The organism is Rummeliibacillus pycnus, assembly GCF_050459865.1.
GTDB lineage: Bacteria > Bacillota > Bacilli > Bacillales_A > Planococcaceae > Rummeliibacillus > Rummeliibacillus pycnus_B.
On sequence record NZ_JBCMNM010000046.1, the window covers coordinates 14,956 to 41,309 of the forward strand.

The 26,354-nt window shown below is 34.0% G+C and carries 27 protein-coding genes; 20 read left to right on the forward strand and 7 right to left on the reverse strand.

Features of this window, described 5'->3' with window-relative positions:
* The first annotated feature begins 339 nt into the window (after positions 1-339).
* From ABE048_RS11090 to ABE048_RS11100, 3 genes are all read left to right on the forward strand, one after another.
* Positions 340-639 (forward strand): DUF3784 domain-containing protein, encoded by a 300-nt coding sequence (locus tag ABE048_RS11090; RefSeq protein WP_430311366.1) that lies wholly within the window; start codon positions 340-342, stop codon positions 637-639.
* Between the two features lie 207 nt (positions 640-846).
* Entirely contained in the window at positions 847-2,223 is a 1,377-nt protein-coding gene (gene mgtE / locus ABE048_RS11095) for a magnesium transporter (protein WP_430311340.1), read from the forward strand.
* A 51-nt stretch (positions 2,224-2,274) separates the two neighbouring features.
* Positions 2,275-2,682 carry a hypothetical protein gene (locus ABE048_RS11100; RefSeq protein WP_430311341.1) on the forward strand — a complete coding sequence of 136 codons (408 nt, stop codon included), beginning with the start codon at positions 2,275-2,277 and terminating at the stop codon, positions 2,680-2,682.
* A gap of 429 nt (positions 2,683-3,111) precedes the next feature.
* Here the strand turns inward: ABE048_RS11100 and ABE048_RS11105 are convergent, their stop codons facing one another.
* Positions 3,112-3,648, reverse strand: a complete 537-nt coding sequence (locus ABE048_RS11105) for a CotY/CotZ family spore coat protein (RefSeq protein ID WP_430311342.1) — start codon at positions 3,646-3,648, stop codon at positions 3,112-3,114.
* A gap of 129 nt (positions 3,649-3,777) precedes the next feature.
* Between ABE048_RS11105 and ABE048_RS11110 the strand changes: the two genes are divergently transcribed.
* From ABE048_RS11110 to ABE048_RS11140, 7 genes are all read left to right on the forward strand, one after another.
* On the forward strand, positions 3,778-4,185 hold the full coding sequence (locus tag ABE048_RS11110; RefSeq protein ID WP_430311343.1) for a hypothetical protein: 408 nt from the start codon (positions 3,778-3,780) through the stop codon (positions 4,183-4,185).
* A complete protein-coding gene (spoVAC, locus tag ABE048_RS11115; protein WP_430311344.1) occupies positions 4,185-4,640 on the forward strand; it encodes a stage V sporulation protein AC in 456 nt (151 codons plus the stop codon). The genes ABE048_RS11110 and spoVAC overlap by 1 nt, the downstream gene beginning before the upstream one ends.
* Complete coding sequence (locus tag ABE048_RS11120; protein ID WP_430311367.1) at positions 4,640-5,644, forward strand: stage V sporulation protein AD; 1,005 nt, start codon at positions 4,640-4,642, stop codon at positions 5,642-5,644. Before spoVAC ends, ABE048_RS11120 begins: the two co-directional genes overlap by 1 nt.
* 9 nt (positions 5,645-5,653) lie before the next feature.
* Positions 5,654-6,019: a stage V sporulation protein AE gene (gene spoVAE / locus ABE048_RS11125; RefSeq protein ID WP_430311345.1), complete on the forward strand. Its 366-nt coding sequence runs from the start codon at positions 5,654-5,656 to the stop codon at positions 6,017-6,019.
* A gap of 38 nt (positions 6,020-6,057) precedes the next feature.
* On the forward strand, positions 6,058-6,222 hold the full coding sequence (locus ABE048_RS11130) for a YjcZ family sporulation protein (RefSeq protein WP_430311346.1): 165 nt from the start codon (positions 6,058-6,060) through the stop codon (positions 6,220-6,222).
* 12 nt (positions 6,223-6,234) lie between these two features.
* Positions 6,235-6,480: a stage VI sporulation protein F gene (locus ABE048_RS11135; protein ID WP_430311347.1), complete on the forward strand. Its 246-nt coding sequence runs from the start codon at positions 6,235-6,237 to the stop codon at positions 6,478-6,480.
* Positions 6,481-6,553: 73 nt separating this feature from the next.
* The gene (locus ABE048_RS11140) at positions 6,554-6,838 is read left to right on the forward strand and encodes a hypothetical protein (RefSeq protein WP_430311348.1); all 285 of its coding nucleotides are present in this window, start codon (positions 6,554-6,556) and stop codon (positions 6,836-6,838) included.
* A gap of 152 nt (positions 6,839-6,990) precedes the next feature.
* On the opposite strand, the gene ABE048_RS11145 is transcribed toward ABE048_RS11140, so the two are convergent.
* From ABE048_RS11145 to ABE048_RS11155, 3 genes are all read right to left on the reverse strand, one after another.
* Entirely contained in the window at positions 6,991-7,419 is a 429-nt protein-coding gene (locus ABE048_RS11145) for a GNAT family N-acetyltransferase (protein ID WP_430311349.1), read from the reverse strand.
* A gap of 3 nt (positions 7,420-7,422) precedes the next feature.
* Positions 7,423-7,938 (reverse strand): YjcG family protein, encoded by a 516-nt coding sequence (locus ABE048_RS11150; protein WP_430311368.1) that lies wholly within the window; start codon positions 7,936-7,938, stop codon positions 7,423-7,425.
* 87 nt (positions 7,939-8,025) lie between these two features.
* Positions 8,026-8,748: an alpha/beta hydrolase gene (locus ABE048_RS11155; protein ID WP_430311350.1), complete on the reverse strand. Its 723-nt coding sequence runs from the start codon at positions 8,746-8,748 to the stop codon at positions 8,026-8,028.
* Between the two features lie 104 nt (positions 8,749-8,852).
* On the opposite strand from ABE048_RS11155, the gene ABE048_RS11160 reads away from it, so the two are divergent.
* The 5 genes from ABE048_RS11160 (at position 8,853) to ABE048_RS11180 (ending at position 13,454) form a co-directional block, all read left to right on the forward strand.
* Positions 8,853-9,398 (forward strand): phosphatidylglycerophosphatase A family protein, encoded by a 546-nt coding sequence (locus ABE048_RS11160; protein ID WP_430311351.1) that lies wholly within the window; start codon positions 8,853-8,855, stop codon positions 9,396-9,398.
* A 296-nt stretch (positions 9,399-9,694) separates the two neighbouring features.
* The gene (locus tag ABE048_RS11165) at positions 9,695-10,486 is read left to right on the forward strand and encodes a thermonuclease family protein (protein WP_430311352.1); all 792 of its coding nucleotides are present in this window, start codon (positions 9,695-9,697) and stop codon (positions 10,484-10,486) included.
* Between the two features lie 328 nt (positions 10,487-10,814).
* Entirely contained in the window at positions 10,815-11,390 is a 576-nt protein-coding gene (locus tag ABE048_RS11170) for a histidine phosphatase family protein (RefSeq protein ID WP_430311353.1), read from the forward strand.
* A gap of 429 nt (positions 11,391-11,819) precedes the next feature.
* Positions 11,820-12,440, forward strand: a complete 621-nt coding sequence (locus tag ABE048_RS11175) for a DUF47 domain-containing protein (RefSeq protein ID WP_430311354.1) — start codon at positions 11,820-11,822, stop codon at positions 12,438-12,440.
* A gap of 15 nt (positions 12,441-12,455) precedes the next feature.
* Positions 12,456-13,454: an inorganic phosphate transporter gene (locus tag ABE048_RS11180; RefSeq protein ID WP_430311355.1), complete on the forward strand. Its 999-nt coding sequence runs from the start codon at positions 12,456-12,458 to the stop codon at positions 13,452-13,454.
* 1,252 nt (positions 13,455-14,706) lie between these two features.
* Here the strand turns inward: ABE048_RS11180 and ABE048_RS11185 are convergent.
* Both ABE048_RS11185 and ABE048_RS11190 read right to left on the reverse strand, forming a co-directional pair.
* A complete protein-coding gene (locus tag ABE048_RS11185) occupies positions 14,707-16,875 on the reverse strand; it encodes a YhgE/Pip family protein (protein WP_430311356.1) in 2,169 nt (722 codons plus the stop codon).
* An 89-nt stretch (positions 16,876-16,964) separates the two neighbouring features.
* Positions 16,965-17,117, reverse strand: a complete 153-nt coding sequence (locus tag ABE048_RS11190; protein ID WP_430311357.1) for a hypothetical protein — start codon at positions 17,115-17,117, stop codon at positions 16,965-16,967.
* A 147-nt stretch (positions 17,118-17,264) separates the two neighbouring features.
* Between ABE048_RS11190 and ABE048_RS11195 the strand changes: the two genes are divergently transcribed.
* Entirely contained in the window at positions 17,265-18,656 is a 1,392-nt protein-coding gene (locus ABE048_RS11195) for an aldehyde dehydrogenase (protein ID WP_430311358.1), read from the forward strand.
* 106 nt (positions 18,657-18,762) lie between these two features.
* Here ABE048_RS11195 and ABE048_RS11200 read toward each other — a convergent pair whose 3' ends face one another.
* A complete protein-coding gene (locus ABE048_RS11200) occupies positions 18,763-20,340 on the reverse strand; it encodes a two-component system sensor histidine kinase NtrB (protein WP_430311359.1) in 1,578 nt (525 codons plus the stop codon).
* A gap of 104 nt (positions 20,341-20,444) precedes the next feature.
* On the opposite strand from ABE048_RS11200, the gene ABE048_RS11205 reads away from it, so the two are divergent.
* The 4 genes from ABE048_RS11205 (at position 20,445) to ABE048_RS11220 (ending at position 26,213) form a co-directional block, all read left to right on the forward strand.
* The gene (locus ABE048_RS11205; RefSeq protein ID WP_430311360.1) at positions 20,445-21,500 is read left to right on the forward strand and encodes a M42 family metallopeptidase; all 1,056 of its coding nucleotides are present in this window, start codon (positions 20,445-20,447) and stop codon (positions 21,498-21,500) included.
* Positions 21,501-21,517: 17 nt separating this feature from the next.
* Positions 21,518-22,999 (forward strand): UDP-N-acetylmuramoyl-L-alanyl-D-glutamate--2,6-diaminopimelate ligase, encoded by a 1,482-nt coding sequence (locus ABE048_RS11210; protein WP_430311361.1) that lies wholly within the window; start codon positions 21,518-21,520, stop codon positions 22,997-22,999.
* Between the two features lie 173 nt (positions 23,000-23,172).
* Positions 23,173-24,432 (forward strand): LysM peptidoglycan-binding domain-containing protein, encoded by a 1,260-nt coding sequence (locus ABE048_RS11215; protein WP_430311362.1) that lies wholly within the window; start codon positions 23,173-23,175, stop codon positions 24,430-24,432.
* 206 nt (positions 24,433-24,638) lie between these two features.
* Positions 24,639-26,213: a peptide chain release factor 3 gene (locus ABE048_RS11220; protein ID WP_430311363.1), complete on the forward strand. Its 1,575-nt coding sequence runs from the start codon at positions 24,639-24,641 to the stop codon at positions 26,211-26,213.
* Positions 26,214-26,354 lie beyond the last annotated feature (141 nt).

A 26,354-nucleotide genomic window follows, 5' to 3' on the forward strand; every position in this document is an offset into this window, starting at 1 on the left:
CGAGTTCCATAAAGCGCGAAAACGAACCGTGTAAGTCAACGTAGTTGGCACACCGGTTCGTTTTCGTACTTAGCAAGAGGGTATTAAAAAATAGTAGAATTTTTTTCAATTAAAGTAAGAAGGTTGTTCAAAAGGGAATTATTCATTCACTTTTGGGAAAGCCGATTGTTATTCAACCTAAGATTTTGAGAAATCCCTATAACAAAAATTTTCCCTTTATCAATTTCTTAAGTCGATGTCAATGTGGCAGTGCTATCAAAACTTAGATTTTATAAGCTAAGCATATATAGGACAACTTTAACGTGGTAAAATTTGTTATAAAAGGAGGCGGATAAGGTGATTGCTGGATTTATTACTTGTATTGTTGTTGCTTTAATTATCATTATTATAGGTTATCAAATCCATATAAAAAAGAAACTGTGGCTCATTGCAGGTTATCAAGAAGATAGCTTTATCGGTGATAAAGATAAACTAGCTAAACTATTCGGTATTTTCTCTTACATAGTAGGTATTACTACTATTATATTACCTTTTGGACTGGAATTTTTAGGCGAAATTAGCGGTATTATATATGCAGTTTTTATATGTGTAGGGACAGTAGCAGTTTTAGTATGGACACAAATAATTAATAAACCATAGGATAGCATGTCATTGCTAACTTTGTTTATTTAAAAAGGAAATATTTCCTTGGAAATAAAGAAAGGTAGATTTGAGCGTCATTAGTTCAAGTGGGACTATTGAATTTGTTCCAAAAATATTTAAAAAAATAATTGACCGTTATTTATTCTTCGAACTATTATAGTAAAGTGTTATTTAAAGTATAGCAGTCGAGAGGAGGGGACATGCATGATAGACGAAAGAAATGAAAAAGATGAAGTGCAATTTGATGAGGAACATTTACGAAAGTTATTGCAAAATGATGACATGAATGATTTCAGAGATGAATATTTGACACTTCATCCATATGATCAGGCACAGTTTTATGAGAAGGTGGAGCCTGACATACGACAGGTCATTTATCAGTATTTGTCCCCGGAAGAGATGGCGGAGATTTTCGAATCACTCGAACTTGACGATAATGAATATAAAAGTTTCCTTGGGGAAATGTCACCAGCTTATGCTGCACAAATGATAGCTGAAATGTATACAGATGATGCAGTCGATGTCTTAAATGAACTAGATAAAGATCAAATTAGTCATTTTCTTAGAATAATGGATAACGAATCAGCACAGGAAATTCGAGATCTTTTGAATTATGAAGAATATACAGCTGGTTCAATTATGACTACTGAATATGTCGCTATTCCAGAAAATTCTACAGTACGTTCTGCTATGACTATTTTGCGAAATGCTGCGCCAGATGCTGAAACAATCTATTATCTTTTCGTTGTAGATGAAACAAATCACTTAACAGGAGTTATATCATTACGTGATCTTATAATTGCTGAAGAAGATATACTAATTCACGATATTATGAATGAACGTGTTGTCAGCGTAAATGTGACAGATGACCAAGAAGATGTCGCTCAAATTATGAAAGATTATAATTTCTTGGCAGTACCAGTCATTAATTCAAAAAATGAAATGCTTGGGATTATTACAGTAGACGATATTATTGATGTAATCGATGAAGAAGCATCAGAGGATTACTCTAAGTTAGCCGGTGTCTCTGATATGGATACGTTTGATACTAGCCCATTTGCAGCAGCTAAAAAAAGATTGCCTTGGCTAGTCGTATTATTATTTTTGGGAATGATAACAGCTAATTTAGTAGATTTATTTACAGGAACACTTGAAAAAGTTACATTACTTGCTGCATTTATTCCATTAATAGGTGGTACATCTGGGAATAGTGGGACACAAGCATTAGCCGTAGCAGTTCGAGGAATCGCTACTGGGGATGTTGAAAGTACAAATAAGTTGAAGCTAATGTTTAGAGAAGTAATTACCGGGCTCATTATGGGGCTTGTTTGCGGTGCCATTGCATTAGGAATAGTTTACTTTTGGCAGCATACCCTCTTACTTGGCCTACTAGTAGGTGTAGCAATTTGTTGCTCGATCGTAGTAGCTACTTTAGCAGGTGCATTTATTCCACTATTAATGTATCGTTTGAATATTGACCCAGCAGTAGCATCAGGTCCATTTATCACAACCTTAAACGATATTACAAGTATATTAATCTATCTTGGCATAGCAACAGCATTTATTAATCATCTAATGTGAACCAATTTTAACTTTTGGGCATAGTATAAGATAAAAAAAGGATGTGTTGATGTGGGAAATGGCCCACTCCTTTTTATCAAAACACCACCAGCTTTTTTTAAGAAAATAGAAGAACCTAAATTGACCTTTATTGAAGAAATTGAGGAATTAAATTTAGCTAATATGGGAGAAAACAATGAGGAAACACTTGAATTACAAGAAACTCAGCCTGTGATTGAAAATGGCAACTTGCTTAAAAGAAAAGAAAGACTTCTATTTTTATCAAATCCGTTTCAACAGAAAGCCTACCAACCACTTGTGTTCGTCGTTAATGATGGGCGGGAAATTGCTGGAGAAGTACAAAATGTTAATATGGAAACAGATGAGGTTATAATCAGAACCAATAATGATGTTGTTTATCCAATCTCTATTTCTAATTTGGATGATTTACTGTGGCGTGGAAGATCATTTTTATCATAGAGATTTTAGCCTCGCTTTGCCGATTTTCGGAAGATAGAATTAAAAACGAGTATCAGAATTTTTCTGATCTCGTTTTTATTTTTGTTTCCATACTATTTGTTAAGGTGCTTACACAAATTAGCTTGTAGTAACAAAGAAGTGGAGGTGACTGCCTCGACGCTCCTGCCGATTCGTACAGACGAGCCTCTCAGTGAAAGTTTTATACTACGACGAAGCTAGCCAAGCGATGCTGGAGAACGGCGAAAAGTAAAGGGGCAGTAACCGGATACGGTATGTTAGAACTTTCAAAGTCTTACCCCAACATTTAACCTAGAACCTTCAGTTTTGAGTAATGATCCTGTAGATGATCTATCCCAAATAAATAGAAGCGAAGGCTTGATATAATATCAAACCTTCGCTCCCTTTTTCCGACGCTGCTTCACCTAACAATTATTCTGTGCAAACCCCTAAGAAAACATCTTGAACACATTGAACTCCACAGAAGCAATTTAAATCAACTGTGATACAACTATTAGTAGCTGCAAATTTTCTTACTTTACAAACGTTTCTTAAGTCTAAATCTTGACCATGGTCAGCAATAAGCTGTACATCATGATTATCACTTGTTAGTGGTTCTAATACGCGTAAAGTTGCGCAGCAACCATCAAATACATCTTCTACTCGGAAAAATACTGAGAAGCATGTGCAATCAGCAGTTCCATTTTCTCTGAAGAAAGCTTTGAATGGTGTTCCGTCTTCAGTAAGTAGCATGAATACTCGGGTATCAGCATTATGATTTCTTGTTGGACTAACTAAACCTCCAAGCGGTTCTAAAAAGCAGTTTGTTGGGCATTCGCATTCGTTATTTACACCTTGATTTTGAATATCAAGAATCGCACGAACTACATCACAAACGCAATTTCTATTTTTATGATGATTATGACTTGAACTTTCTCTTACGTTAGAACTTTCTCTTCCACACCCCATCTTGTTTTCACCTCCGTTTCCAACTATCTATACCATATGAGTTTTTCAATCGTAGACTCGGGCTGTTGTCACAATACCTGAATATTTTTATTTAAAAAGCATCATACTAAATCAAAAAGGGTGAGTAGTATGAAAAAGGGACTTCTGTTGCTCCTGGCCTTATTGTTAGTAGGTTGTAATAATGGGAAAACTGCTTATTTTACAACAAATGATGATGACATGTATAAGACACAGCGACAAGATTTAGAACAAATTATAAAGAATGATCCACATATTAAAAAAGTTACTGCACTTTTTACGAAAGATGCTGCTCTTATTGGTATAGAAGTAAAGCCGCTTTCTAAATGGAAAAAAAAGAAATACGAAAAAGAATGGCAGAAAAAGATGGAAAAAGCCTTGCCAGAACAAACAGTTTTAGTAAGTACAGATTTGAAAATTATTTGGGAAGCCGAAAAGTTAGCCAAGAAAAAGTTGGATGATGAAAAACTTAAAAAGGAAATTACTAAGTTAAAAGATCTGTCTAAGGAGGAAACATAATGGAAGCAAAGCAATATGAAGAGTTACAACAATCATTATCTCCGAAACCATCTATATTAAAAAATTGTCTAAAGGCATTCCTTGTTGGTGGTATTATTTGCACAATTGGTCAGCTTATTACCTTCTTTTATATTGCTAATTTTGACTTTACGGAAAAGACGGCTGGAAATCCGACTGTTGCGACAATGATTTTCCTATCAATGCTTCTAACTGGTTTCGGACTTTATAAAAAAATTGGTCAATTTGCTGGAGCAGGATCTGCTGTACCTGTTACTGGTTTTGGTAATGCTGTTATCTCTTCAGCAATTGAACATAAGACAGAAGGCTTTGTCTTAGGTGTTGGTGGGAATATCTTCAAACTTGCTGGATCCGTCATTGTTTTTGGTGTTGTATCAGCTTTTGTAGTAGCTCTTGTGAAGCTTATTTTAGTAACAATGGGGGTGACGAGTTGGTAATGGATCAAGGTGTATTATATTTTCCATCAAAGCCAGCAATCATTTCTTCAGGCGTTGTTGCTGGACCAGTGGAAAAACAAAGTGTTTTTGCAACAGATTTTGACAAGCTTTATGACAGTGAGAGAGCAGATGAAGATACCAATGAAAAAGGCCATCAAACTATGGCTGAACAAGCATGTCAAATTGCCTTACAGAAGGCTAACGTAAAAAAGCAGGATGTGGATTTTCTGATGAGCGGTGATTTAGTAAATCAGATGACGCCATCAAATTTTGTAGCAGCAACTTTAGGAGTACCATATATTGGCCTATTTTCAGCATGTGCAACTGCAGTCTCAGGTGTCATAATTGCATCATTATTAACGGAATTAGGTGGTAGTAGGTATGCTCTAGCTGGAGCGGCAAGTCAACATAACTCAATTGAACGTCAATTCCGTTATCCAGTTGAATATGGAGGGCAAAAACCTGGTACTGCACAATGGACTGTAACAGCTGCAGGATATGTCTTAATAGCAAAAGGACAGGTGAATACCCCTGCTATTGAAGCAGCTACTGTAGGTAAAGTAATTGATTTACAACAAACGGATCCATTCCATATGGGAGCAGCGATGGCTCCTGCTGCATGTGACACCATTACACGCCATTTAAAAGGTCGAGGACAAAAATTAAAAGACTATGATTTGGTCATGACTGGAGATCTTGGAAAAGTAGGACTTTCTATATTAAAAGAGATGTTAATTAAAGAAGGTATGTCCAAGCAAGATGTAATGAAAATTAGGGATGGAGGAGCAGAATATTATGGTGATGACGATGGGTTTTTAGCGGGGGCAAGTGGTGCTGGTTGCTCAGCATCTGTTTTTTTTAGTTATATTTTGAAACAATTAAATGATAAAAAAATTGAGCGAGTACTTGCTGTTGCTACAGGTGCTTTACTTTCGCCGTTAACAGTTCAACAAAATGAAACGATTCCATGTACGGCTCATGCGATTGAAATTTCGATGAAATGAGGAATATTAATGTTTGTATCACTATGTATGGCATTTATCGTAGGTGGTTTGATTTGCGTAATTGGACAACTATTAATGGATGTTGGAAAATTAACTCCTGCACATACATTAAGCATATTAGTTGTAGCAGGTGCAGTCCTAGATGGTTTTAATCTTTATGAGCCATTAATTGATTTTGCAGGAGCGGGTGCAACCATTCCAATTACTTCTTTTGGTAACTCTTTAACACATGGAGCACTTGCTGAGGCTGAAAAGCATGGCTGGATCGGTGTTTTAACGGGTATGTTCGAAGTAACAAGTTCCGGTATAAGTGCCGCAATTTTATTTGGAATGATTGGTGCTATAATATTTCGTTCAAAAGGTCAGCAACCTTAGTCAAATGCCCGAGTCTTCTTTTTAATCCTGCATAACATATGGGAGAAAAGAGAGGAGGGATTGCAATGTCAGGATATGGAGGTTACGGTTGTGGTGGCTACGGTGGTGGCTACGGCGGTGGCTACGGCGGTGGTTCAACATTCATTTTAATCGTTGTTTTATTCATTTTGTTAATTATTGTAGGCACTAGCATGATGTATTAAGGGGGCGTTTAGATGAATCCATATTTCTTTCGGAAAATCGAAGAGAAAACAGGAGTTCCAATGGAAGAAGTCTTTGCGCTAGCTAATGCTATACAAAATGCAGATTTTCAAGATGAGCGACAAGTTCGGAAAATTGTTCGTAAGGTTGCAAAACTTGCAAATAAACCAGTTACGAAAGAGTTAGAGGAACAAATTGTAGCGACTATTCTTAAAAATGGAAAATCCTTAGATTTAAGTAAAATTCAAAATATGATGTAGTATGAAGCCATTTCCCTGTAATATCGATTGCTCTTCTTGCATAAATAAAAGTATATTACAGGGGAGGGTTTTTATGGGTTATATATTACCAATAAATGATTTCCAAGCAGCTCAATATATAAAACGTTCTCTGCAAAACAAAGACCACTATTCGTATATTCATAGTGTTCAAAATACTAAAAAGGAGTCTTGTTTTAGCAGAGGACTTGAACGGAGAATTAAACGCTCTGATTTAAAATATTGGCAGCAAAACTCTCAATTTTCTTATTCGGTAATGAAATCCCTTCATACATCTTCATATGAAAAAAATAGTGAAAATGTTACAGGTAAAGGATTGTTCTGTGATTTTTATGTATAGTCTACAATAGTTGTAAGCTTTTGCTTTTGATATTAACACAATCATTATGATAATTTACAAACTAGTGTAAAAAACATACTTCCATATAAAAAGCTACGATGTGTTATGATTTTTTTTCATAGTACATCGTAGCTTTTTTTAACTTTAATTATTTAAAATACTTTTTCCATTGCTCGGTAAGGAATACCTGAATCTAAAAATTCAGGAGAAGTGATGTAATAGTTCTGTTTTTCATAAAATGGAATAGCATGTGTTTGTGCATTTAGTTTAACCTTTTTAATGTTGGAACCTTGAATGAATTGTTCTAGACTTTTCATCATTAATATCCCAATTTGTTTCCTACGGAAAGGAGGCAATACACAAACACGGTCAACAGTAGCGGTTAAATTTTCAATAAATCTAACTCGGCCAGCTGCAATTGGTTTATGGTCAGAGTAAGCTACAAAGTGTGTAGCAATTTCATCATAATCATCTTTTTCTAGTGGCAGAGGAATTCCTTGCTCTTTTACGAAAACTTCTTCTCTAACAAAGTAGGCATCTTTTAATTCTTTTTCAGTTTCAACAATCTTAGAAAAAACCAATAGTTACGCCTCGTCCGTCAAGCGGTATGTTTCATAAACAGTCCAAGAGCCATCTTCAAGCTGATATAGTAAATGGATACGATTGATTGTTTCGCTAAAATCAACTTTCGTCATACGAAGTTGCCCGTAAATATCGTCATGTTCTCCTGAATTCATGTCCTGTGCAATGGTAATATGTGGAACAAATTTGTATATTGCCTCTCCACCAAAGGTCTCAGAATGTAATGCTTGATGTAAATCTAAAAGCTGTTCTGTTGGATCAACCTTTAAATAGATTGCATTGTTCACAGGAGCAAAAGAACTTACTTTTGACAAATGGATTGAGATAGGAGCGAAATGATTACAAATCTCTCTAACCGCGTTTGAAACACTTTCAATTTGTGAATCCTCTACTTCTGTTACGCCTTTTAATGTAATATGCGGTGTAATTTTAGCGTAATGAGTATCATATCTTTTTCGGTATGAATTCGCAAAATCTTGTAATTGCTTAGAAGGAAAAGCAACAATACCATATTTCATCATGAAGTACCTCCTAGGAATTAATTTTAAATTGTTCCTAATTTTCAGTATAGCAGAAAAACTTAATCGTGAAATGCGATAACTATCCTATTGACCAAATTTTTGTTTAATTGCTCTTTTTAAATCCTTCTGCCAGTATTTCCATGTATGTTGTCCCTCAAATTCCTCATAAAAAGTAGTGAAACCTTTGTCAATCAATAATTGATGAAGGTTTCGATTGGGTGTAAGAAAATCTTTAATGGTTTTATCCATTGTTACCACTTCATGTTCTAATGACCCCACAACATGGTAAATAGAGAAAGCATGTGGATCTTTTACTTCGTGAACTTTACGTAGTATTGTATCGTCTACAAAAGGAGATTGCATAATTACTTTTCCAAAAATATTGGGATATGCGATTGCAGCAAGCAATGATACGGTTGCTGCTTGTGAATCTCCAATGAGTGCACGACTCATGCCCATTCGATAAGTTGAATATTGTTCGTCTATATAAGGCACAAGTTCATGTGCCAAGAAACGTAAATAAGCATCATGCAAATCACCGTTAGGTAAGTATTTCCTTCTACGATCTTCAACATTTTTATAAGGAACGCCAACGATGATTAAATTTTCAATTTCTTCACTGGCTAAATACTCATCAGCTACTCGACTTATACGACCTAACTGAAAATAGTCTTTACCGTCTGAAGCAATTAAAATGGAATATTTATAAAAGGGAGAATAATTTGCTGGGATATAGATTAATAATTCCACTTTTTCTTGTAGAGCCTCACTGTAAAATTCAATATCTGTAATGGTACCTTGTCCCACATTGAACACTCCTTTAATGTGTATGTAGGGAAATTGTAACATATGAGTTCGAAAAGGTATAATAGTAGATAGACTGAATTATTAACTAGAAATGAGGTTTATCAATGTATAATGAAAAACTTAAAGTGTCTTCAGAAACTGTGGCGAAAGCGGCACGAGAAGCATTGGAACGTCGTGGAGTAACAATCCACGATATTGCAGAAATTGTTTATGAAATGCAATACCCTTATAATAATGGGTTAACAATAAATCATTGTGTAGAATCAGTAGTGCGTGTTTTAAACAAAAGAGAAGTTCAGCATGCCCTACTTGTTGGAATTGAGTTAGATGAACTAGCAGAGAAAAGAATGTTATCTCAACCACTTCAACAGTTAATTGAATCGGATGAAAGTCTATTTGGAGTCGACGAAACACTGGCAATTGGTTCTGTGCTTACGTACGGAAGTATAGCAGTAACGACATATGGTCATTTAGATAAAAAGAAAACAGGTATTATTCAAAAACTTGATTCGAAAACCGGTAATGGTGTGCATACCTTTTTAGATGATTTAGTGGGGAGTATTGCTGCATCAGCATCTTCTCGATTAGCTCACCGTATTCGTGATTTAGAAGAAGCAGGTGAATCAATAGTTGGTAGAGATAAAGTTTAGCAAAGGGACAGCGCCAATTAATAATTTTGGCGCTGTTAATTTTAAGGCTAAGGTAGATGATTTTGTTGAGTTCTTCATACATTTGACTTGAGCGAAAGGCTGCGACTCTTCGGAAAAGAGAGCTATACAAGACAAAGTAAGTGAGTGTAGCGGAAATTTTTATTCTGATGAGCCTTATTGGTTCACACACGAAAAGCGTCAGCCTATAGCGAATCTGAGATGAATATCAATAATATAAAACAAACAGTTCAAAAGAATATTAGAAAAATTCAACAAAATAGAAATGATGGTGAAATATGAAATTGTGGATGATTATTTTATGTGGTTTAATATTTCTTGTTTTAGCAGGATGTACAATTGGACAAACATCCAAAACTAAAAAGGATAAAGATCGTGTTTCAGTTGAAGTTATCAGTGTGATGGATGGTGATACGATTAAAGTTAAATATAAAGGTGAAATAAAAAAAGTTCGATATCTATTAGTTGATGCGCCTGAAATGTACCATAAAAAATTAGGTGAGCAACCATTCGGTCGTGAAGCGCAAGCTAGAAATAGAGAAATTTTAAATAATGCAAAAAATGTTTCGCTAGAATTTGATGTCGGCGGTAAAGAAGACAAGTATGGGCGTTTATTAGCATATGTCTATGCAGATGGAAAAAGTGTACAAGAACAACTTATTCGTGAAGGGCTTGTGCGTGTCGGTTATATTTATGAACCTAATACAAAATATGAGGACAAGTATAAGAGTATTCAAGAAGAAACAAAAAAAGAGAAAAAAGGTATTTGGCAATATGATGGTTATGTAACAGATCGTGGATTTGTTAAATCGGCTGTGAAAAATTGGAGCCCAGATAAGGCTTCATCAAAAGGTATTTCTACAAATGAATCTTCTACATCAAATCAATTACAAAATAGTAGCACAAATGATAAAGCAGGAGTAACTTGTGAAATAAAAGGGAATATTAATAGTAAAGGAAAAAAATTGTACCATTTACCTGGTATGAATAACTATGATGCTGTAAAGGCAGAGAGAATGTTTTGCACAGAAGAAGAAGCAAAAAAAGCAGGCTTTACTAAAGCAAGCTAATTTTGTTTAAGTGTTGGTATGTTCTCTGTGACGAGTAACCGCAAGAGCATCCGGAAAAGGAGTCAGGCTCAAGAATTGCTACGTTAGATATTTTGATACCTTTCCCCAATAATATATAGTAAACTGCAAATTTTATGGGAATATCGTAAGTAGATTAATCGACTTATTGATATTCCTTATTTTTTTTGAAAAGGACGTTGTCTAAAGATAATTATTTGGGGAGATTAGAAAGAAAGTATGGCTTATACGAATAATCTAGGAAAAATTGTAGAGCTATTTCCAAATTCTATGGTACGATGTTACTCATACTAGATAATGGGGTGTGTGTATGACAAAAATATATATTGTGCGCCACGGTGAAACGGATTGGAATTGTGAAGGTAGACTCCAAGGGGGTACAGATACGACATTAAACGTCAGAGGAAAACGACAGGCAACCATATGTAGAAATTATTTTGAACAAATAAAATGCGATGCAATATTTACCAGCACCTTGCAAAGAGCAATGCTTACAGCAACGATTATGAATGAAACGTTGAAGTTACCACTTATTCCTTTAAAGGAATTTGCTGAGCGGACATTTGGAGCGGCAGAGGGGATGACATATGAAGAACGAATAAAAGAATATCCACACAAAGAATATCCAGATCAGGAGACAATTGATCAGTTGATAGAAAGAATAGCAAGTGGGTTACAAAAAATTCATGATCAATACCCTAATGGTAAAGTACTATTAGTAACACATGGTGCTGTGATTCATACACTTTTTTCAATGGTAGAAAATGCTGAAATATTCCCTCAAAGTGCGCGTCTATCAAATGGTGGTGTAAGCACAATCCATAAACAAGATGGTAAATGGTGGTTAGATAAATATAACGAAATTCAACATTTGTTAGAACAATAGAGAGATACGTAAATATTTTACGTATCTTTTTTAGTTTTAAATATTTGCGTGTTGATAGCTGAAAGAATATTTTTGTAAATTGTAAATGACAAATTAATACTAAATTTACAATAGAAGATTAAATAGAATTAACCAAGAAATAAATATTATTGACATGTTCATATTACTTGTGAAAGTACTTGGATTTTAGTTATATCAATGCTTGCTCGTACTTTAAAATTCTTTCTAAGTTAATATTATGCTGGAAATGGGATGCTTTTTACTAAATAAATTATTTGTTTTTTTCTATTTTGTGAACGCTTATGTTACAAGATTGTAAACGTTACGTTAATTAGTGTAAATTTACGAGAAAAAATATTAATTTATTGTTAAGATATTTTTGCGCTCAAAACGACAATGTTTTGACACTAACTTTTTCAGGAGGAATTTATGTTTAGTCGAAAGAAAGAAGATCCATTTTTTGAAGTATTAGCAAAAATTTCAGTCAACGTTCAAGAGGCAATACACTATGCCAATGATTTTCGTATACAGAATTTAGAGGATCTACGAGAAATTAGTACTCGGATGAAAAAATATGAAACAGATGGAGATACTCTGATTCATGAATTAATTGTTATGCTAAACAAATCATTTATGACCCCTATTGAAAGAGAAGATATCCTTGCTTTAGCAAATAGTATGGATGATGTTCTTGATGGTATGGAAGAATGTATCGCACATTTTGATATGTTTGCATTAACTGAACCAGACAAGTCAATGAATACATTCATCAGTTATATCGTAAAAAGTACAGATGAAGTTGTAAAAGCAATGGAGAAATTACAAAAGAAAGATTTATCTAGCATGCGTGAAAATGCTATTTTAATAAAAGATTATGAGAGTAAATGTGATGAAGTGTTACGTACTTCCATCAAACAATTATTCTTACATGAAAAAGATCCAATCCGTATTATTCAGTTAAAAGATATTTATGAACAACTTGAAGATATTGCAGATGATTGTCAAAACGTGGCGAACACGATGGAAACAATTATTATGCGTAATGCTTAAGGAGCGAAAATACGAATGGATTCAATAGTTATATTAACCGTACTAGTCGTAATCTTCGCTCTAGCTTTTGATTTTATCAATGGTTTTCATGACACAGCTAACGCTATTGCAACATCCGTTTCAACAAGAGCGTTGCCACCTAAAGTAGCTGTATTAATGGCCGCTACTATGAACTTTATTGGTGCGATTACTTTTACTGGAGTAGCCAAAGCCATAACAAAAGATATTGTAGACCCTTATGCATTATCGAACGGCGCACTTGTGATTTTAGCTGCATTAATTGCTGCGATCATTTGGAACTTGGTTACATGGTATTACGGTATTCCTTCTAGTTCCTCACATGCTATTATTGGTGCTATAGCCGGTGCAGCCATTGCAGCTGCAGGTTTTGGAATTTTGAACTATAGTGGTTTTATTAAAATTTTAGAGGCTTTAATACTATCACCATTTATTGCGATGGCAGCTGGTTTTTTAATGATGACACTATTTAAAGTCATATTCAGAAAAGCTAATTTATATAAAACAAATAAAGGTATTCGTATATTACAAATTTGCACGGCAGCACTTCAATCCTTTACACATGGTACGAATGATGCACAAAAAGCTATGGGGATTATTACAATGGCGTTAATTGCAGCTGGTTGGCAAACAACTGACGATATCCAATTATGGGTACGAGTTGCGGCAGCTATTGCAATGGGTCTTGGAACTTCTATCGGTGGTTATAAAATCATCAAAACAGTTGGTGGTAAAATTATGAAATTGCGACCTGTTAATGGTGCAGCAGCTGATTTAGCTTCAGCATCTGTTATCTTCGGTGCAACATTAATTCACTTACCAGTAAGTACAACACACGTAATTTCCTCAGCTATTATGGGTGTAGGGTCTGCTCAACGTGTAAAAGGCGTTAAATGGGGAGTGGCACGTAAGATTGTCATGACTTGGATTATAACAATGCCAATAGCAGCTACATTAGCAGCTGTATGTTACTTTATATTAAATATGATCTTTTAATAAATTTCCAACGACTGTCAACAGCTATCGAAAATTGGCTGGTGGCAGTTTTTTTATATATGAATATGTATTGGATAACTATATGAAGTCATTTCGAAGAGGGGTTTCTGGTAGGTGAAGGGGAAATTCGTAATCATTTCGCTTCAAATAAAAAAAGCAGGCGCTCATCTGCCTGCTCATAAGAAAAGAACTCCCGGCAATCCGTGCCGTTATGGAGTTCTTTTTTGTGATTATTTACAAAGTAAAAATCACTTAGGTTTGGCACCTAATATAGTATTATACAATGGAATTATAAAAAAGCAATGATACTTTTTGGCTATTGTCGAAAATTAAAAGTTAAAGAATAGTATTTTTTTATTTCGTGAAAAAAACAAGGATAAAACTTTGTGGAAAAGAACAGTTTATTTTGAAACACCCCTGAACATGGGAGAAATATGTTCCAATATGGAATTAAGGATATTAAAACAATTAAACTGATACAATTTCATAATGCAAAATTCATATAAAATATACGGAAATTTAATGATATCTAATTTTGGTCATTGTGGAGCGAAAGACGGCGAATCCTCGAAAATGCATTCGTTTTTCCTTCGTGCGGTGTTAATTCAGTGAGGTTTATTCATATTCCTGGGGATAAGCTTGAGCTGAAATCACTGCAGGAACGTAGTGTAGGGAATGAAAAAGTAAAAAGAGTTGCCAATTCTCAATGAAAATCTTGTATAGCTATCTTTGTTGATGTGGAATTAGCGAAAATTCTTTTTGTTCTGCAGGAACAAGAAGAATTTTCTGCGACGAAGCTAGCGAAGCGATGCAGGAGCAATTTTTGCCTGCGGGAAAGCGAGACAGGTGAGACCCCGTAGGCAGCTAGAGCTGCCGAGGAGGCTCAACGCTCGCCCGCGGAAAGCGAAGCTAATTCCACATCATGCAGAAACCAGATATTTTGTCACACATATTTTGATAAATCTTTAAAATAAGATTTTTTTCGTAAGATAGGAAGTCATTTATTGTGTTAATAACAATTTAAAAAACATAAACCTCACATTAAATTGTGTGAGGTTTATGTTTGAGATTATTGAGTCTTATCTATATAAGAACATAGTCAATCATAATTTTGTAAAGAGCAAAAGTCAATATTACAAAAAATTATATATAAAAGCGGATACATGACAGAGAATCTATCCGCTTTCTACTAATAGAGTTTGTGTTAACCTTTTTTTGTTGTTTATAAATACTTTGTTGTGTAAATAGAGCCTTAATGAAAAAGACCTGATTCTCTAGACTTGTGAAGCATTTTCTGAGTTAACTTATTAAGTGGCTTTTTGAAAATAGACCCGATTAATAAGACTACCAATAAGACAACAAATAAGAAAAGAAAATCTGTTGCTATTTTCGACCAGATAATTCCTCCTACTGCTTCTCTTACCATTGAAATCGCATAAGTAAAAGGCAGAAATGGGTTAATCAATTGGAAAAACTTCGGTAGAAGCTCCACTGGATATGTTCCACCTGAACCAGCAAGTTGTAAAACAAGCAGAATGATGGATAACGCCTTTCCGACATCTCCAAATAAAGATACTAACGTATATACTATAGACATAAACACAAGGCTTATAAATAAACAGAATAGGCAAAACCATAATGGGTCTTGAACAGATATCTTTAAAATAAAAAGATTGCCAAGTACTATAATAATTGTTTGGAGCAGACCGATTGTCCAGAAAGTAAGTAATTTCCCGAAATAAACTTCTCGAGAGGTAAATTCAGAGCCTTCATTTGTATTGAATGCTAAAAGTGAAATTAGAAATAGGGAGCCAACCCAAATAGCCAAAACTGTATAGAATGGTGACATACCAGTCCCATAGTTTTCAATAGGAAATACTCGATGTTCATTCATTTGAATAGGTTCTTCAAAGAATGATTTTTCGGCTGTGGGGTTATGCATCAATAATTGAATTATATTATTTAAATTAGTTTCTTTTTCGAAAGTTCTAATTCGATTAGCCAAACGATGCACACTGTCATTTATTATTGGATATTCACCAATAAATGTATTTATTCCCTTTTTTGTATCGTTAATAAAACCATTTGTATGATTTAATAGCGATTCTATCTGAGGAATGGTCCCTTGAATATCTGTGAGAACTTCCTTCGCACCCATCAATGTTTGCTTTGCACTACCGACCTGATCCAATATCGTTGGTTCGACAGTCTGTGTATATTCCTTTATAAAATCATCTATTCCCAGTGATGTATTGGAAGCAATTTGTTGGAGCTGATTGATAGAATTTGTGATTTGTTGTTCTTTATTTCCGATTATCTTGTCGATACTACGGACATTTGTTTGAGCATCACTTAAAATGGTACGTGCATTTTCCGTTTGTGTAATTGCCTGATTTAAATTTTTTGTATCGGTAGTAACATTATTTTCTTCATTATATTTTTTTAGTGAAAGGAGAAGTTCATTTATCGATGTTAAATTATTGAGAGCATCGGTTACTTGGGTATCTAATTTGTTTTTGACTGTATCAATATCTGAAAAGCTGATATCAGATTGTTTCAATTGTGTTAGTAAATTATTGGTATCTGTTGCGATTTTTTGTACAGTTTGCATGTCTTTTTTTACTTTAGGAGCAATTGCATTTAGTTTAGATTCTGCTTGATTAATAAAATGAATTGTATCATTAACAGTTGAAAGTCCTTGAGAAGTCAGTGCTCTTGCTTTAGGAATCTCTTCTTTTGCATGATTAATGATTTGGCTAGCATTATTAACATCCTGCTGTGCAGATTTTAGTTTGCTGTAAATTAAGGGTAAATTCGTTTCGAGAGTAAATACATATTCCTTGAATTTTTCGATATCAGGTAAGTCCTGTTTCATAGCAATACCAAGGCGGTTAAAAATTTCAAAAATGGTACCATTGACATTACCGATAAATTGGGTACTCATTGTATCAACAAGAACACTTGCACCACTGCTCGTAATCTTAGGTGCAATAGAATTGATTTTTTCATTTACATAATATTCAAGGTGTGCTTTTTGTGGATGTTCATTAATAACTGTAGCAAGATTTTGAGAAAAGTATTTAGGAATAATAATGACTGAAAAATAATCACCATTATTAAGATGTTCGAGTGCTTGTTTTCGATTGGTAAATTGCCAGTTCATGTCGCTATTATTTTTTAGATTATTAATAAGTTCTTCTCCAGCATTAAATGATTGATCTTGCAATGTTGCTCCAATATCTTCATTGACTATCCCTACTGGAATTTGATTAGTTTGACTATATGGATCCCAAGTTGCAGCGATATTCAGCCATGCGTAAAGAGAAGGCAATATGATAAGCCCACAAATGATGATAGCAGACACCCAGTTAGTACCAATGCTTTTTATATCTTGTATGTAAATATTTAAGCTGTTTTTCATAGTTGCCCACCTTTAGAAGATGAAAAAGTATTGGGCTGCCCTAATAATATTTAAAGTCATATTAGACAGCCCACTAGAAAATGGAAAAGCTAAGTTGAGGTTTCATCATTGTTATTTATTTCACCTAAGTTCCGTAAATACAAAAATTCCTCTTCCTCTAATTCCTTTTGACGCTCTAACGAAATACCAATTGACAAGTCTCCTGTAAAAAGTGATTCCCACCAAGTTTCTGTTTTTAACATAGTCTGTTCTCCCTTCGCGAGTAGAATTCAAAATTCACAAATGGTACAATTTGAAAAAAGACAGTACGTGCTGGCAAATCGATAAGCTATGTAGCTGAGAATAGTATGGGTGACTGAGCCTTTTTTATACGTTGAAGGAGGATTTAAATGGCGAATTTTACTGCACAAGATGTAGAACTAATGATAGCTGAACAGCGTAATTATTTTTTTTCAAGTGCCACAAAAAAGATTGAATTTCGTAAAGAACAGTTAAGAAAACTTAAGGCTGCTATTAATCGTTATGAAAAAGATATTATTCAGGCATTGTATGATGATCTGCATAAAAGTGAGTTTGAAGCCTATTCAACAGAAGTGGGATTGGTACTAGATAGTATTAGTTATATGCTAAAATATCTAGAGGATTGGATGCATCCAATTGCGGTTTCCACACCGATTCATTTTCAACCTGCAAGAAGTTTTATTGTGAGAGAGCCTTATGGTGTAACGCTCATCATTGGACCTTACAATTATCCATTTCAACTAGTGATGGAACCATTAGTTGGTGCGATTATTGGGGGAAATACTGCTATTGTTAAGCCTTCTGAGTCAGCGCCACATACAGCAGGAATTTTAAAGAAAATTATTCAAGAAACATTTGAAGAAAGATATATCTGCATGGTGGAAGGTGAAGTCGAAGAAACGGCTGCACTTATTCATGCTTCGTTTGACTATATTTTCTTTACAGGTAGCATAGCTGTAGGAAAAATTGTAGCGAAGGCGTGTGCAGAAAGGTTAACACCTTATACATTAGAACTGGGTGGGAAAAGCCCAGCAATCGTTGATCAAACAGCAAATATAGAAGTTGCAGTGAAACGAATTGTTTGGGGAAAATTCACTAATGCTGGCCAAACCTGTGTGGCACCTGATTATGTGCTTGTCCATGAGTCTATAAAGGTTCCTTTTATCCGACATTTGAAAAAAACATTGCAAAAATTTTATGGAAAAAATATACAAGAAAGCCCTGATTTTGGACGTGTTATTAATACGAAGCAATTTAATCGCTTGGTAAATTTATTGGATCTAGAACAGGATAATATTTTATTCGGTGGTCAAACAGATCGTGATGACTTATATATTGAACCGACTATTTTACAAGATATTACTTGGAGTAGTCCCATCATGGAAGATGAAATTTTCGGTCCAATAATGCCAATACTAGTTTATGATGATTTACCTCAAGTAATTCATCAAATTCGACAAAAGCCAAAACCACTTGCAGCATATTTCTTTTCTGAAACAGAGAAAGCAATTCAATATTTCTTGGATGAATTACCATTTGGAGGCGGTTGTATCAATGATACAATTACTCATGTTGCAAGCGTTCATCTACCGTTTGGAGGAGTGGGTACTTCAGGCGTGCATAATTACCATGGCAAAGCAAGTTTTGAATGCTTCACACACCCAAAATCAATTTTAAAAAAATCAACAAAATTAGCCAATAACTTACTATTCCCGCCATATAAACAAAAAGCAAGATTAGTGAAAACTCTTTTACATTAAAAAAAAGTGCCGTTTAGCCTCCACAAGAGATGGATGACTTGAAATCGAAAGCATTTTTAAAAGGATTGTCCCAAAGACGAAAACAGCTTTTGGACAATCCTTCTTTTTATTTTGTTGATAATGGAAAGTAAACTGTAATGTCAGTACCTTCTCCAAATGTACTATCAATTTTGATCTGACCGCTATGTTCTTGAATAATTTTTTCAGTAATCATCATACCTAATCCAGTTCCTTCAGGCTTTGTTGTATAGAACGGTTCAAATATATGATCGACCACTTCTTTTTTCATACCAGATCCTGTATCTTCTATACTAACCTTACAATACTGTCCTGAAGTTTTATCGAACGTAATCGTAATATCTCCATCACTTTCAATTGCTTCTACTGCATTTTTGATAAGGTTGATAAACACTTGTTTAATTTGATTTGCATCACCTTTAATAACCATATTCTTTGTATTCCAATGTTCAGATAAAGTAATGTTTCTTAAATGTAGCTCAGGTTTGTACAATGCTAAAATATCAGAAATCACTTTATCGAGCTTAAATTCTATTGGATTCATTGAATGGGGTTTAGATAATACTAAGAACTCGCTAATTATCAAATTTATTCGATCAATTTCAGAGGTGATTAAATTTGTATAAAAACTATAGGGCGAATTTTGATCTTTGTTCATCATTTGAACGAAACCAGAGATAACAGTTAAAGGATTTTTTATCTCATGTGCAACACCTGCAGCAATTTCACCCGCCATTTTTAACTTTTCAGATTGGATACGAATTTGTTCGGCTTCTTTTTTATATGAAATATCACGTGTAATAACAGAAGTTGCAATAATTTTGCCTTCGGTATCAAAAATAGGTGAAAGTGTGATTTCTGCATCGAAAAGCGTACCATTTTTTTTCATATCTTTTGTTTCAAGTAAATCAAAACTTTCGCCATTTAACATTCTACAAATCCGTTCGTTTGCACGATCTATATTTTCTGGAGGTACCAAAGGAATAGGTTTTCCTATACATTCTTCTTTAGACCATCCATAAAGTTTTTCAAATGCAGGATTTACTGCAATTACACGATTATTTAAATCGAACACAGCAATGCTATCTTTGGCATTTTCAAAGAATAGTTTGAGATATCCTTCCTTTGATAACAATTCCTGTTCTTTACTATTGGCTTCTTGTTCTACTTTCTTCCATCTATGATTCATATATGAACTTTGTATAATAGCGATTACCGCAAAAAAGCAAATATGAAGAAAGAAAATCGTGATATCAGATTGATTATAATAATGTGAGAAATTATTAAAATGATATTTTAATAATAAATAAAATTCCACCATTGTCACAATCATCATTACGAAATTTAACCAAAATGACTGATATAAAGAGAGAACAAAAAGTAGTAAAATAAGAAAGATTAATTGGTGAGTGTAACTGGAGTGTAAGTTAATCATTAGACCAACACCATTTAATCCAATTGCTAGAAGGATACATATTAATCGTTCATCTACTTTTAACCATGTAAGTATAATGATACCTAGACAATATAAAATAGATAAATTGGGAAGGGATATTTTATTTTCTTGTAATCCCAAAAAGTAAATCATTGTGCGAATAACGATAATGGCTATTAGGATAAATAACACAAATTGATTTCTTTTCTGTAAATCAGTAGTGTGCTTCATAAAGACACCTCGAATATGGTATTAATACTATAATACATGATTTAGCTGTGTCGTAAAATGTCATATTTTGATATTATGAAAACAAATAGGTAGGAGGCTTTGCAATGACTAATACTTTTAATGAAAAGGAAACAGTTGAGTTACTAAAAAAACTAGCTAATGTTGCAAGTCCATCAGGTTATACAATGGACATTATGAAATTTATGTCAGGAATCTTGAGAGAATTAGGTGTACAATTTAAACAAACAAACAAAGGGGCGTTAATCGCTACAATTCCAGGGGAAAACAATGAACGTCATCGTTTACTTACAGCACATGTCGATACTCTAGGTGCAATGGTAAAAGATATAAAATCAAGTGGTAGATTAAAATTATCAATGGTGGGTGGTTTCAACTGGAATGCGGTAGAAGGAGAATATTGTACAATTCATACTGCTTCAGGAAAGAAAGTTCGAGGCACCATTTTAATGCACGAAACGTCTGTTCATGTTTATAAAGGGGCTGGAGATTTACCACGTAATGATGAACATATTGAAGTACGTGTTGATGAAAAAGTATTAAATGCGAATGATACAAGAGCAATTGGAATCGAAGTAGGGGATTTTGTATCATTTGATCCACGTTTTGAAGTAACAGAAACGGGATTTGTAAAATCTCGACATTTAGATGACAAAGCAAGTACCGCTTTATTGCTTCAACTACTAAAAACATTAACAACAGAAAAAATTAAGTTACCTTATACTACACATTTCTACATCTCAAATAATGAAGAAATCGGATATGGTGGTAATGCAAGCATTCCTGATGAAGTTGTGGAATATATCGCTGTTGATATGGGTGCAATAGGCGATGGACAAGCTTCAGATGAATATACTGTTTCGATTTGTGCAAAAGACTCAAGTGGTCCATATCACTATGAGCTAACACAACAGTTAGTATCACTCGCAAAAGCAAATAAAATAGATTATAAATTAGATATATACCCATATTATGGCTCAGATGCATCAGCTGCCATTCGAGCAGGTTATGATGTTCGACATGCTTTATTTGGTGCTGGTATTGAGTCTTCACATGCTTATGAAAGAACTCATGTCGATTCACTACGCAATACAGCTGCATTACTGCTTGCGTATGTTACATCATCTATGATTGATGAATAATAGGAGGAACTATAATTATGCAAGCAACACAATTACTACAATGTTTACCTATAAAAAAAATTATCGGTACATTACCTGAAAATATTAAAGACATTGCAATTGATTCACGCAGTGTTCAACCAAAAAGTATCTTCGTCTGTATTAAAGGTTACACAGTTGATGGTCATGACTTTGCACAAAAGGCAGTTGATAACGGTGCAATCATTGTTGTAACAGAACGTCAATTAGATTTAGAAGATCATATCGCACAAGTAATCGTAAAAGATACAAATAGAGCGCTCGGACTACTAGCTGCTAAATTTTTTGATTATCCATCAAAGGATATTACAATGTTCGGCGTGACTGGAACAAATGGTAAGACAAGTGTTGCTACGATGATTGAAAATATCTTACTTGGTTTAGGTATTCGATCCGCTATGAAAGGGACAATTGGTTTTAACTTAAATGGCATCCTATACGAATCTGGGAACACAACAAGTGATGCTTTATCAACTCAGCAAATGATTTTCCGTGCAAGAGCAGAAGGATGTCGAGGAATGATAATGGAAGTATCTTCTCATGGACTTGTACTTGGAAGAGTAGCAGGAGTTGATTTTGATGTCGCAATCTTCACGAATCTAACACATGACCATTTAGATTTCCATGGCACAATGGAAAACTACGGAAATGCAAAAGGTTTGCTGTTCTCACAACTAGGACAAGATCTTGAACAGGATAAACATGCTGTATTGAATGCTGATGATCCTTGGTCAGAAAAATATGCAGACCTAACACCATTCCCAATTTGGACATATGGTTTAAAAAATGAAGATGCCATATTCAGAGGTATTAATTGTCAATATCATGACCATATGACATATTTTGATATGGTTACACCAGAGGGTACGTTCCCAGTACAATTACACTTACTAGGTGAATTTAATGTTTATAATGCATTAGCTGCAACAGCTGCTCTTTATTGTAAAGGCTATCCAATAAAAGATATTATCGAACAATTAGAAGTAATGGGACCTGTAAAAGGACGTATGCAACAAGTTTCAACAAAAGATCTACCGATTAATATGTTTGTAGATTATGCACATACACCTGATGCAATCGAAAAAGCAATAACAGCTGCAATACCATATAAGAAAAACAAACTTATTTTCTTAATCGGTACAGGTGGTAATCGTGATAAATCTAAACGTCCAGATATGGCTAAAGAAGCTTCACGTGCAGATTATGTTATTTTAACTACAGATGATCCACGATATGAAGAATACGAAAGTATCATGAATGACCTTGAAAAAGGGATGCAACATGATCATTACAAATGTATTGGCGATCGTGCAGAAGCAGTACGCTATGCTGTAGAGATAGCTGAACCAGATGATATGATTATTTTCGCTGGTAAAGGACACGAAGATTATCAAATCATTGCAAATACAAAATACCCACATAGTGATGCTGAAATCGCCCTGGAAGCAGCTAGAAAGAAATTCAAAAATATTAGTAAATAACGATTATTCATAATAGTAAATAAAGATTAATGATACTACAGATGTTCTATAACATTTGTAGTATTTTTTTATGATTTTTATTGAATTATGTCGATAAATGATAGAAAGATGATATGATACATGTAAATTAAAACGAGGAGAATTATGGATTTATTCATAATAAAATAACAAATATGGTTAAAAAAAGAAATGTAAACAAGCTATTAATTGCAAGCATATCAGCAGTAATCAGTACAACTACAATTCCTAGCATTACCTTAGCTTCAGTTAGTAATCAGAATAGTAGTTCGAAAGTGACTCAAGTAGAGCAAAGCCAATCAAATGAAAAATCTGCTACAAATCCCCTTAAAACGAATGTAAGTAGTAGTAAAGAAAGAGTAGCTAATACTTCGATAAAAGTAACAGAAAGTACATATACAATTGTTGATGGTGATACACTATCTAAAATCGCCCTAAATTTCAATACGACCGTATCCAATTTAATGGCATGGAATAATTTAAAAACAGATTTTATCTATGCAGGTCAAAAACTGAATGTTAGCAAACCCTCATCGACAGTAAAAACAGTTGCAAAACCAAGTAGAGTTTCAAAAAAATCAATAACTACTGATAAAAACGTAACAAATATGAAAACATATACAGTAGCAAGTGGTGACACACTATCCAAAATTGCACTAAAAAATAATACGACTGTAGAAAATTTAAAGACGTGGAATCATTTAAAATCCGATTTAATTTACATAGGTCAAAAGATAAATGTAAGTAAATCATCATCAGTACAAACTGTTTATAAAAAAAGTAGTGTAACGACTAAAAAGAACACGAATAAGCCATTAAAGGAAAAAACAACTTCATCAAATAAGATCGAGTATTATGTAGTAGTAAGTGGCGATTCATTATCAAAAATAGCATTAAAACATAATACATCAGTAGAAAATTTAAAAACGTGGAATAAATTAAAAACAGATTTAATTTATGTTGGTCAAAAATTGAATGTAAGTAAACCTACATCGATTAATAAAACGACAGAAATTAAAGGAAATTCTACAAGTAACAAAAAGATTATTTCTAAAGCTTCAATAAAATCAAATAATACAACTACTTATATAGTTAAAAGTGGTGATTCATTGCACGTTATTGCAAAAGTATTTAATGTCACAGTTGAAAACTTAAAAACGTGGAACGGACTGACATCCGATTTGATTTACGTTGGGCAAAAAATAAAAATCGAAAAGCCAAAAAAAGTAACGAATTCTTCTAATACTTCAAATTCAATTCAATCGATTAATACAAAGAAATACATTGTTCAAAGTGGCGATTCTCTTTCTGTTATTTCTAAAGTATATGGTGTCTCAGTAGAAGATATTAAGAATTGGAACAACTTAAAGTCTGATCTAATCTACATTGGACAGAAATTAATCATAAAAAAATAAGTCAATCGTTATAAGTGGGGGTATTAATATCTCCACTTTTTTTGTTATAATTGAAAGGTTAAGTTTTGAAGTTGAAGATAATTGTTTAAAATAGATAAATAGGCATTTAAAATAGTTAAGGAACGTGATATCCAGTGTAGAAAAAAAGATGTCTTTATTTGGATATTTTTATATATAACAAGAATGGAATAGAGGAGTTAGAAAACATGAGTTCGAACTTGGAACAAGATATATTAGCTCGTCGTACTTTCGCCATCATTTCCCACCCGGATGCTGGTAAAACGACAATGACCGAAAAATTACTATACTTTGGTGGTGCCATTCGTGATGCGGGTACTGTTAAAGCAAAAAAATCAGGGAAATTTGCAACATCTGACTGGATGGAAATTGAAAAACAACGTGGGATTTCTGTTACATCTTCAGTTATGCAATTTGACTACTCTGGTTGTCGTGTTAACATTCTGGATACACCAGGACACCAAGATTTCTCCGAAGATACGTATCGTACATTAATGGCTGTAGACAGCGCAGTAATGATTATCGATGCTGCCAAAGGGATCGAAGCACAAACATTAAAATTATTTAAAGTTTGTAGTATGCGTGGTATTCCAATTTTCACTTTTATCAACAAATTAGACCGTCAAGGGAAAGAACCACTTGAATTGATGGAAGAGCTAGAAGAAGTATTGGGTATTCAAGCTTATGCAATGAACTGGCCTATCGGTATGGGAAAAGAATTCCTTGGTATTTATGACCGATATAACAAGCGTATAGAACAATTCCGTACAGAAGAGGAAGATCGTTTCTTACCATTAGATGAAAATGGTGAGCTTGCTGTTGAACATGATATGAAAAAAACATCCTATTACACACAAGCGATGGATGATATCATGCTTTTAGATGAAGCAGGAAATGAATTCTCAAAAGAACGAATTATCAGAGGTGAGCTTACACCAGTATTCTTTGGTTCTGCATTAACCAACTTTGGTATTCAAACATTTTTAGAAACATATTTGCAATTTGCACCAACGCCACAACCTCGTTTAACAGAAGATGAATCGATAGTGGAACCTTTAGATAATGATTTTTCAGGATTTGTGTTTAAAATCCAAGCGAATATGAATCCAGCGCACCGTGACCGTATTGCTTTCGTCCGTATTGTTTCTGGTAAATTTGAACGTGGTATGAATGTTACGTTAACACGTACAAATAAATCATTTAAAGTAACACAATCTACTCAGTTTTTAGCGGATGACCGTGAAACTGTAGACGAAGCAGTTGCAGGGGATATTATTGGTTTATATGATACAGGTAACTATCAAATTGGTGATACCATTGTAGGTGGTAAAAAATCATTCCAATTCGAAAAATTACCACAATTCACACCAGAACTTTTTGTTCGTGTAACTGCAAAAAACGTTATGAAATCAAAACACTTCCATAAAGGTATTGAACAACTTGTACAAGAAGGAGCTATTCAATACTATAAAACATTACACACAGAAGACATCATTCTGGGTGCAGTTGGTCAACTTCAATTTGAAGTATTCGAAAATCGTATGAAAAACGAATACAATGTTGATGTTCGTATGGAACCAATTGGCAATAAAATGGCTAGATGGATTGAAAACGAAGAAGATGTTAAAGAATCAATGTCAGGTCCTCGTAGCGTGCTAGTGCATGACCGTTTTGATAATTTTGTATTCCTATTTGAAAACGAATTTGCAATGCGCTGGTTCCATGATAAAAATCCAGATATTAAATTATATAGTTTACTTTAAGAAATACATTTAAAGTATACCAAGGACTTTATAAGTGATTACTTTCACTTATGAGTCCTTTTTTTATATTGGGGAGTTTTCATCAATGCTCTTCTAATTATCTGCTATTTAATGAAGTGGGATTAGCTCCGCTTTCCGTGG

Bases quoted from the DNA above. Each gene is read 5' to 3' on its own strand.
- spoVAC (WP_430311344.1), top strand. From the start codon at position 4,185: ATGGAAGCAAAGCAATATGAAGAGTTACAACAATCATTATCTCCGAAA.
- ABE048_RS11185 (WP_430311356.1), bottom strand. From the start codon at position 16,875: ATGAAAAACAGCTTAAATATTTACATACAAGATATAAAAAGCATTGGT.
- spoVAE (WP_430311345.1), top strand. From the start codon at position 5,654: ATGTTTGTATCACTATGTATGGCATTTATCGTAGGTGGTTTGATTTGC.
- ABE048_RS11195 (WP_430311358.1), top strand. From the start codon at position 17,265: ATGGCGAATTTTACTGCACAAGATGTAGAACTAATGATAGCTGAACAG.
- ABE048_RS11140 (WP_430311348.1), top strand. From the start codon at position 6,554: ATGGGTTATATATTACCAATAAATGATTTCCAAGCAGCTCAATATATA.
- ABE048_RS11105 (WP_430311342.1), bottom strand. From the start codon at position 3,648: ATGGGGTGTGGAAGAGAAAGTTCTAACGTAAGAGAAAGTTCAAGTCAT.
- ABE048_RS11120 (WP_430311367.1), top strand. From the start codon at position 4,640: ATGGATCAAGGTGTATTATATTTTCCATCAAAGCCAGCAATCATTTCT.
- ABE048_RS11110 (WP_430311343.1), top strand. From the start codon at position 3,778: ATGAAAAAGGGACTTCTGTTGCTCCTGGCCTTATTGTTAGTAGGTTGT.
- ABE048_RS11180 (WP_430311355.1), top strand. From the start codon at position 12,456: ATGGATTCAATAGTTATATTAACCGTACTAGTCGTAATCTTCGCTCTA.
- ABE048_RS11210 (WP_430311361.1), top strand. From the start codon at position 21,518: ATGCAAGCAACACAATTACTACAATGTTTACCTATAAAAAAAATTATC.
- ABE048_RS11130 (WP_430311346.1), top strand. From the start codon at position 6,058: ATGGGAGAAAAGAGAGGAGGGATTGCAATGTCAGGATATGGAGGTTAC.
- ABE048_RS11220 (WP_430311363.1), top strand. From the start codon at position 24,639: ATGAGTTCGAACTTGGAACAAGATATATTAGCTCGTCGTACTTTCGCC.
- ABE048_RS11175 (WP_430311354.1), top strand. From the start codon at position 11,820: ATGTTTAGTCGAAAGAAAGAAGATCCATTTTTTGAAGTATTAGCAAAA.
- ABE048_RS11200 (WP_430311359.1), bottom strand. From the start codon at position 20,340: ATGAAGCACACTACTGATTTACAGAAAAGAAATCAATTTGTGTTATTT.
- ABE048_RS11190 (WP_430311357.1), bottom strand. From the start codon at position 17,117: ATGTTAAAAACAGAAACTTGGTGGGAATCACTTTTTACAGGAGACTTG.
- ABE048_RS11165 (WP_430311352.1), top strand. From the start codon at position 9,695: ATGAAATTGTGGATGATTATTTTATGTGGTTTAATATTTCTTGTTTTA.
- ABE048_RS11215 (WP_430311362.1), top strand. From the start codon at position 23,173: ATGGTTAAAAAAAGAAATGTAAACAAGCTATTAATTGCAAGCATATCA.
- ABE048_RS11170 (WP_430311353.1), top strand. From the start codon at position 10,815: ATGACAAAAATATATATTGTGCGCCACGGTGAAACGGATTGGAATTGT.
- ABE048_RS11135 (WP_430311347.1), top strand. From the start codon at position 6,235: ATGAATCCATATTTCTTTCGGAAAATCGAAGAGAAAACAGGAGTTCCA.
- ABE048_RS11205 (WP_430311360.1), top strand. From the start codon at position 20,445: ATGACTAATACTTTTAATGAAAAGGAAACAGTTGAGTTACTAAAAAAA.
- mgtE (WP_430311340.1), top strand. From the start codon at position 847: ATGATAGACGAAAGAAATGAAAAAGATGAAGTGCAATTTGATGAGGAA.
- ABE048_RS11160 (WP_430311351.1), top strand. From the start codon at position 8,853: ATGTATAATGAAAAACTTAAAGTGTCTTCAGAAACTGTGGCGAAAGCG.
- ABE048_RS11150 (WP_430311368.1), bottom strand. From the start codon at position 7,938: ATGAAATATGGTATTGTTGCTTTTCCTTCTAAGCAATTACAAGATTTT.